At 52.7% G+C, this 260-nt stretch carries 1 protein-coding gene; it reads left to right on the top strand.

Annotated features, from left to right (window positions below; genetic code table 11):
* A partial coding sequence (locus NLF92_RS13295) for a permuted SH3 domain-containing protein (protein WP_489886394.1) occupies positions 1-260 on the top strand: 260 nt, incomplete at both ends.

The raw sequence follows: 260 nt of genomic DNA, 5'->3' as shown, positions 1-260 counted from the left end.
AGCAACAGTGAGAGCGCAACTCGACGAAGTGATGAAAGTGAAAAGCGGTGGCTGGAATGTACCGTCATCTGCGGTTTTTGCTGATGCGGAAAATGCGCAGCAAAGCTACGTGTTCGTGATCCTGGATGACATGACCCTTGAAAAGCGTGCGGTCACCTTAGGCGGTATCACCGATCAGGGCTTTAAGGTGGTGAGTGGGCTTTCCACTTCAGAAAAAATAGTGGCGGCCGGTGTGCATCGTCTTAGCGCCGGTGATACGG

It is taken from the genome of Opacimonas viscosa, from assembly GCF_024199005.1.
Taxonomy (GTDB): domain Bacteria; phylum Pseudomonadota; class Gammaproteobacteria; order Enterobacterales; family Alteromonadaceae; genus Opacimonas; species Opacimonas viscosa.
The sequence above is the reverse complement of the archived record's forward strand: the minus strand, read 5'-3'. Positions and strand labels throughout refer to the sequence as shown.